The sequence below is a fragment of the Mesorhizobium sp. M7A.F.Ca.CA.002.04.1.1 genome, from assembly GCF_004022805.1.
Lineage (GTDB): Bacteria > Pseudomonadota > Alphaproteobacteria > Rhizobiales > Rhizobiaceae > Mesorhizobium > Mesorhizobium ciceri.
The window spans coordinates 1-5,947 of sequence record NZ_RZPL01000333.1 but is presented as its reverse complement, the minus strand read 5'-3'; the positions used below and the strand labels follow the sequence as shown (position 1 = coordinate 5,947).

The following is a 5,947-nucleotide window of genomic DNA, read 5'->3' as shown; positions in this document are numbered from 1 at the left end:
ATGCCGTCAGAAGACCTGCCACCAGCGTCGCCGGCAGGAAGGGGAGGCTGAAAGCATGCAGAAACCCCGGCAGATGCGGCAGCAATGCCATCTTCTGCTGCACCGGGATCGACAGGATTCCCGAAATATACGCGCCGGCGCCGATGAAGCCGACATGGCCGAGCGAAAACACGCCCGTAAAACCGTTGCTCAGCGACAGCGCCAGCACCAGGATTGCATTCAGCGCGATCAGCAGGATAATCCGGACGAAATAGTCGCTCAGCACGTGCGGCGCACCGAATGCGACAGCTGCCCCCGCCACCACGGCGACGAGGACGAGGAGTGTGATCCGCGCTTCCCGGCTCACAGCTTTATCTCCCGGTTTGGCTGGAGCAGCCCGCCCGGGCGCACCAGGAGAAAGGCGATCAGCACGGCGAAGACGATTGCGTCGCGATAGGACGAGACGCTGCTCGGCAGGAATGCGACGATGAATATCTCCAGCGCGCCCAATATGTAGCCGCCGACCAGGGCGCCCGCGATCGACCCGAAGCCGCCGATGATTGCCGCCACGAAAGCCTTCAGGAGCGGCGTGAAGCCCATCTGCGGCTGCACCACGCCGGCCTGTGCCGCCCACAAAATGCCGGCGAGGCCGGCATAGGCGGATGCGACGATGAAGGCGACGATGATCAGCCGGTTGACGTTCAGACCGACAAGGTGTGCCGCCGACATGTCCTCGGCTGCGGCGCGCATGCCGAGCCCAGTCGTGGTGCGCGTGATAAACCAGCCGAGGAGCAGCAGCGACACGAAGGTCAGCGCGATGGTCAGGAGATTGATGCTGGTGAAGGTGATGGCGCCGTTCGACATTTCCCAGGAGGTGTTGAGAATATCGGGGAGTGGAAAATTGCGCGGCGAGGAGGTGAACACCAGGATGCCGACATTCTCGATGATGTAGGTGACGGCGAGGCTGGTCAGCAGTCGCGCAACGTCGGGCGCGTCGCGGATCGGGCGGTAGGCGATGCGTTCGATGAGGAAGCCGGCGGCGGCGGCTGCGGCGATGCCGCAGATCACGGCGACCGGGAACGGAACGCCGATGCCGACCAGCAAGGCAACCCCGAAGGCACCTACCATCATGACGTCGCCATGCGCGAAATTGGTGAGCTTGAGGACGCCGAAGACGATCGACAGACCGACCGCCACCAGTGCGTAGAGGCTGCCGAGGCTCACCGCATTGACGATCTGCTGCAGGATATAGTCCAGCTGGGTCATGTTGCCGCCCCGAGATATGCCTGCGCCACGCGTTCGCTGTCGCGCAGTTCCGCGGACCGGCCAGACAGCGCCACCTGGCCCGTGCGCAGCACATAGGCACGGTCGGCGAGGTCCAGCGCGAGCGTGATGTTCTGTTCCACCAGCAGCATCGTCATGCCCTGGCGCTTCAGTTCGGCAAGCGCGCTGAAGATATGGCGGACCAGCAGCGGCGCAACGCCGAGCGAAGGCTCGTCGAGCAGCAGCAGGCGCGGCGCCGCCATCAGCGCGCGCGCCAAAGCAAGCTGCTGCTGTTCGCCGCCCGACAGCGTGCCGGCCAGTTGCTTCAGCCGCTGCTTGAGAATCGGGAACAGCATGAACATGCGCTCGCTGTCTCTGAGGATGGCATCCTTGTCGGTGCGGGTGCAGGCGCCGAGCCGCAGATTGTCAGCCACCGTCAGGCCGCCGAACAGGCGCCTGCCCTCCGGGCTCTGCGCGATGCCCAGACTTACGATGCGCGACGGAGCGACACCTCCAATCGGCTTGCCATCGAAGATGATCCTGCCGCCGCGCGGCCGCGACAGGCCGGAAATGGTGCGCAAGGTCGTGCTCTTGCCGGCGCCGTTGGCGCCCACCAACGCCACCACCTCGCCGGCATGGACGTCGAGCGAAATGCCCTTCAGCGCACGCACCGCGCCGAAATTGACCTCGAGGTTCTCGACACTGAGCAGAACGGGGCTAGGCGTGGCCAAGATACGCCTCCCGCACTTTCGGGTGTTCGCGTACCTGCTCCGGTGTTCCGACGCAGATCACCTCGCCAGTCGCCAGCACCTGGATGCGTTCGCACAGCGCCATGATCAGGTCCATGTCGTGCTCGACAACGACCACCGTTACGCCATAGCGGTCACGGATCGTCCGGATCAGCGCTGCCAACACCTTGGTCTCGTTGGAATCAAGACCGGCAGCGGGCTCATCGAGCAACAGCAGTTGCGGGCCGGTCGCCAACGCACGCGCAATCTCCAGCCGCCGCTGATCGCCGTAGGGAAGATCCGCGGCGACCCTGCCGGCCTGATCTGTCAGGCCCATGAGGTCGAGGAGTTCGTCGGCCTTCTGCCGGGTCGCGGCCACCCGCTCGCGATAACGCCGACCGCGCAGCACGGTATCGGCGGCGCCGACAGGATGGCGCAACTGCGCCGCCGTCAGCACGTTCTGCGCGACGCTGAGGCTGCCGAACAGGCGAGAGCCCTGGAAGGTGCGGGCGATGCCCATCGCGACGATCTGCGATGTGCGCAGGCCGACGATCGACCGGCCCTCCATCTCGATGCTACCGGAATTCGGCTGGGAGAAGCCGGTGATCAGGTTGAAAAGCGTGCTCTTGCCCGAGCCATTCGGCCCGATTACCCCAATGATTTCACGTTCGTGGAGCTCGATGGAATGATCACGCAGGGCAACCAGCCCTCGAAAGGCTTTTGTCAGCCCGACCGTCCTCAACAGCACTCGACTCGACTGTCTATCCACCCGCCGGTTTGCCCCTGTCCCTCGCCGCCCCGTTCGGCCCGGTCAAGCTTCAAATGGACAATTCGAACGGCAAGATGTCAAGTCCTATTCCCAAGAGGAAAGCTGTATGCCTGCCTCGGCTCGACCGTTGCCGCGACAGCACCGGCATCGATGCAGGGCCTGCAGTCCAGCGCGCCAGCGCTCGCTTCTCGAGCCTGCGCGCATAGTGCGTGGGCGCAAGGCACGAGACGAAGACGATCGGCGCCACCGGCCCGTAGACCTTGGGCGTCCTCGGACCGCGCTTGTGCTAGCTTGTTGTCTGTTCGGCGACAGCTTCTTCGAGGCCGGCTGCGGCCTGGGCGGCGAGAGCGCGCGCCGCCGCCTGTGAATCGTAGAATTCCTCGAGCGCATGAACCCTGCCCCACCGCAGCGTGAACACGTGGAGACCACGGTTGACGTAGGACGTATCGCCGTTGAGCAGGGTAGCGGTGCCATCCCACTGGGCAAACACGGTGGTATGCCACGGCCAGCCCTTCACCCACACGTGGTTGACCGTGAGATGGAGAGTGGGCAGAACACGGCCGAGGCGCTCGAACCACCGGCGCAGGGCCTGCTTGTCGTGGCGCTCGCCACCAAGCGCGTGTGCGCCACCAACCCGGTGATGGACATGCGGCGCGATGGCCTTCACCGCCGCATCCCAGCGATGGTTGTTGACGTCGTCGAAGCTCTGCCGGATCGATTTCTCGACAAAATAGCTGTAAAGCATGTGACCTCTCTCCAAACTTATCGGTGGCGCGCCGTTCCGACGCGAGACCCCGGCCAGCATCGCTCGGCCGCGGTCTGCGCGTCAGGTCAGGGCATTGTCGCGTCGGCTCGCAGGGATGTGTCCGTCTCGGTCGAGACCGTCACTTCCTCACCGGACCTTGAGAACGCGTAGAGCGAGCCCGGGTGGCCAGGTATGGAAAACGCCACGGAGTCACTGTTGGCGAGGCCCATGACAACCCGCAGCGGATCACCCCCGGTCTTCGGTGCGAAAGTGGCGGTGACCTCAAGCAGGTCGCCGTCCGGAACGTAGTAGACCACCATGTCCAGGTGTGCCTGGTGCAGGCTACCGCCTTCGATCGGGCGCCCGATGGTGGCTTCCTCGGCAAGAGCCGGGGTTGCAAGAAACAGCGCCGCCAGCAGCGAGGCGCCCAAGGTTTTGCGGATCATCTCATTTGTCCTTTTTTAGATTGCGTTCACCCTCTATATAGGGTATAGATTACGAATGCAATCTAAAAAAGGAGATGACGATGCGTGTAAGTCGCACTCAGGCCGCGGAAAACCGTGAGACCGTGATCAATGTGGCAAGCCGGCTTTTTCGGGAGCGCGGGTTCGACGGCATCGGCCTCAAGGATCTGATGAAAGGGGCCGGGCTGACCCAGGGCGCCTTTTACAAGCAATTCGAGTCGAAGGACGATCTGGCGGCGCTGGCGTCCAGGCGGGCGATGGAAAGCGCCACCCACAAATGGTCGGCCGCGACCGCGGCAAATCCCGGGAACCCGCTCGACGGGGTGATCTCATTCTACCTCAGCATGGATCATCGCGGAGAAAAGATGGACGGCTGCCCGGTCGTTGCGCTCGGCTCGGATGCCGCCAGGCAAGGTGCCGAGGTGAAGGCGTCATTCGAAGCCGGCATCAAGGCGTACCTCGAGATGCTCGGCGGTTGGGTTGGCGAGGGCGACATCGAAAAGACCGGCAACAAGGCAATGGCCGTTCTCTCGACGATGGTCGGCGCGGTCGTGCTGTCGCGGGTCGTCAACGACCCCGACCTTGCGCAGGCTTTTCTGGATGCGGCGGCCGATCAGGTTCGCGAAGCAGTCGCTACTTGAACGGCGCGAGCAGCGCCGCCAGCACAGCAAGGATAGGAGAGCAGATGGAACGGATTGTCGTCACGGGCATGGGTGCGGTCACGCCCCTTGCCGCCAATGTCGAAGCGTCCTGGTCACGCCTGCTTGCCGGCCGGTCTGGCGTTCGCAGGCTTCCTGACGATGTGGTGGGAGAGCTGCCGGCTAAGATTGGCGGCGTGGTTCCCTCCCTGGGCGAAGACCCCGAGGCTGGTTTCGATGCCGATGCCGTCCTGTCCGCGAAGGATCAGCGCAAGGTAGACCGGTTCATTCTCTTCGCGCTGGCGGCGGCGGAAGAGGCGCTTGCGCAGGCGCAATGGAAGCCTGCCTTGGAGACGGATCGCCTGCGCACGGCCACGATCATCGCTTCAGGTGTCGGCGGGTTCCCGGCCATCACCGAGGCGGTGCGCACGGTGGACCTGCGTGGCGCCCGCCGCCTGTCTCCCTTTACGGTGCCGTCCTTCCTGGTGAACCTCGCGGCGGGCCACATCTCGATCCGTCATGGCTTCAAAGGTCCACTCGGCGCACCGGTGACGGCGTGCGCGGCAGGCATCCAGGCGATCGGCGACGCCGCCCGCCTGATCCGCGCCAACGAAGCCGACATCGCCGTGTGCGGCGGAACGGAAGCGTGCATCAACACCGTCAGTCTCGGCGGTTTCGCCGCCGCTCGTTCTCTTTCAACCGGCTTCAATTGGGCGCCGGCCCAAGCCTCGCGCCCTTTCGACACATCGCGCGACGGCTTCGTCATGGGCGAAGGGGCCGGCGTGCTGGTCATCGAGGCGTTGAGCCACGCGTTGGCGCGCGGCGCAAAACCGATTGCTGAGCTCGTCGGCTACGGCACGACGGCGAATGCCCATCACGTCACCTCCGGGCCAGAGGACGGCGACGGCGCGCGCCGGGCCATGCAGATCGCGATTGCCCAGGCAGGGATTTCGCCACGCGACGTTCGTCATCTCAATGCGCATGCGACCTCCACGTCAGTCGGCGACCTGGGTGAGATCGAAGCGATCAAGAGCGTGTTCGGGCGCGATTTCGCGATAGCTGTCAGTGCCACGAAATCGGCGACCGGACACCTGCTCGGAGCGGCCGGCGGGCTTGGTGCGATCTTCGCAATCCTGGCGCTCAGGGATCAGGTCGCCCCGCCAACCCTCAACCTGGGCGAGGCCGATCCGGCCGGCGACGGAATCGACTTCGTCGCCAACGCACCCCGGCCCATGGAGATGGAGTACGCGATCTCCAATGGCTTCGGCTTTGGCGGCGTGAATGCCAGCGCCCTGTTCAGACGCTGGAACTAGCGGTGGCCAGACGCAGTCATGACCGACGCCCTTTGCCCCGGCCTATCT

Annotated in this window: 7 protein-coding genes and 1 pseudogene; 2 read left to right on the top strand and 6 right to left on the bottom strand. The window is 64.6% G+C overall.

Features of this window, described 5'->3' with window-relative positions; all coding sequences use genetic code 11:
* The 6 genes and pseudogenes from ENZ75_RS18045 to ENZ75_RS18020 all read right to left on the bottom strand — a co-directional run.
* Positions 1–346 (bottom strand): annotated as a pseudogene (locus ENZ75_RS18045) (branched-chain amino acid ABC transporter permease); the annotation flags it as partial.
* The gene (locus ENZ75_RS18040) at positions 343–1,245 is read right to left on the bottom strand and encodes a branched-chain amino acid ABC transporter permease (RefSeq protein ID WP_024502052.1); all 903 of its coding nucleotides are present in this window, start codon (positions 1,243–1,245) and stop codon (positions 343–345) included. The gene ENZ75_RS18040 and the pseudogene ENZ75_RS18045, both read right to left, overlap by 4 nt.
* Positions 1,242–1,973 (bottom strand): ABC transporter ATP-binding protein, encoded by a 732-nt coding sequence (locus ENZ75_RS18035; RefSeq protein ID WP_013528428.1) that lies wholly within the window; start codon positions 1,971–1,973, stop codon positions 1,242–1,244. The genes ENZ75_RS18040 and ENZ75_RS18035 overlap by 4 nt, the downstream gene beginning before the upstream one ends.
* Entirely contained in the window at positions 1,960–2,739 is a 780-nt protein-coding gene (locus tag ENZ75_RS18030) for an ABC transporter ATP-binding protein (RefSeq protein WP_024502054.1), read from the bottom strand. The genes ENZ75_RS18035 and ENZ75_RS18030 overlap by 14 nt, the downstream gene beginning before the upstream one ends.
* 286 nt (positions 2,740–3,025) lie before the next feature.
* The gene (locus tag ENZ75_RS18025) at positions 3,026–3,484 is read right to left on the bottom strand and encodes a nuclear transport factor 2 family protein (RefSeq protein WP_063169747.1); all 459 of its coding nucleotides are present in this window, start codon (positions 3,482–3,484) and stop codon (positions 3,026–3,028) included.
* Positions 3,485–3,570: 86 nt separating this feature from the next.
* Complete coding sequence (locus ENZ75_RS18020; protein ID WP_063169746.1) at positions 3,571–3,930, bottom strand: hypothetical protein; 360 nt, start codon at positions 3,928–3,930, stop codon at positions 3,571–3,573.
* 80 nt (positions 3,931–4,010) lie between these two features.
* On the opposite strand from ENZ75_RS18020, the gene ENZ75_RS18015 reads away from it, so the two are divergent.
* Both ENZ75_RS18015 and fabF read left to right on the top strand, forming a co-directional pair.
* Positions 4,011–4,589 (top strand): TetR/AcrR family transcriptional regulator, encoded by a 579-nt coding sequence (locus tag ENZ75_RS18015; protein WP_063169745.1) that lies wholly within the window; start codon positions 4,011–4,013, stop codon positions 4,587–4,589.
* Positions 4,590–4,633: 44 nt separating this feature from the next.
* On the top strand, positions 4,634–5,899 hold the full coding sequence (gene fabF / locus ENZ75_RS18010; RefSeq protein ID WP_082826620.1) for a beta-ketoacyl-ACP synthase II: 1,266 nt from the start codon (positions 4,634–4,636) through the stop codon (positions 5,897–5,899).
* The last annotated feature ends 48 nt before the right edge of the window (positions 5,900–5,947 follow it).

Bases quoted from the DNA above. Each gene is read 5' to 3' on its own strand.
- ENZ75_RS18015 (WP_063169745.1), top strand. From the start codon at position 4,011: ATGCGTGTAAGTCGCACTCAGGCCGCGGAAAACCGTGAGACCGTGATC.
- ENZ75_RS18040 (WP_024502052.1), bottom strand. From the start codon at position 1,245: ATGACCCAGCTGGACTATATCCTGCAGCAGATCGTCAATGCGGTGAGC.
- ENZ75_RS18025 (WP_063169747.1), bottom strand. From the start codon at position 3,484: ATGCTTTACAGCTATTTTGTCGAGAAATCGATCCGGCAGAGCTTCGAC.
- fabF (WP_082826620.1), top strand. From the start codon at position 4,634: ATGGAACGGATTGTCGTCACGGGCATGGGTGCGGTCACGCCCCTTGCC.
- ENZ75_RS18020 (WP_063169746.1), bottom strand. From the start codon at position 3,930: ATGATCCGCAAAACCTTGGGCGCCTCGCTGCTGGCGGCGCTGTTTCTT.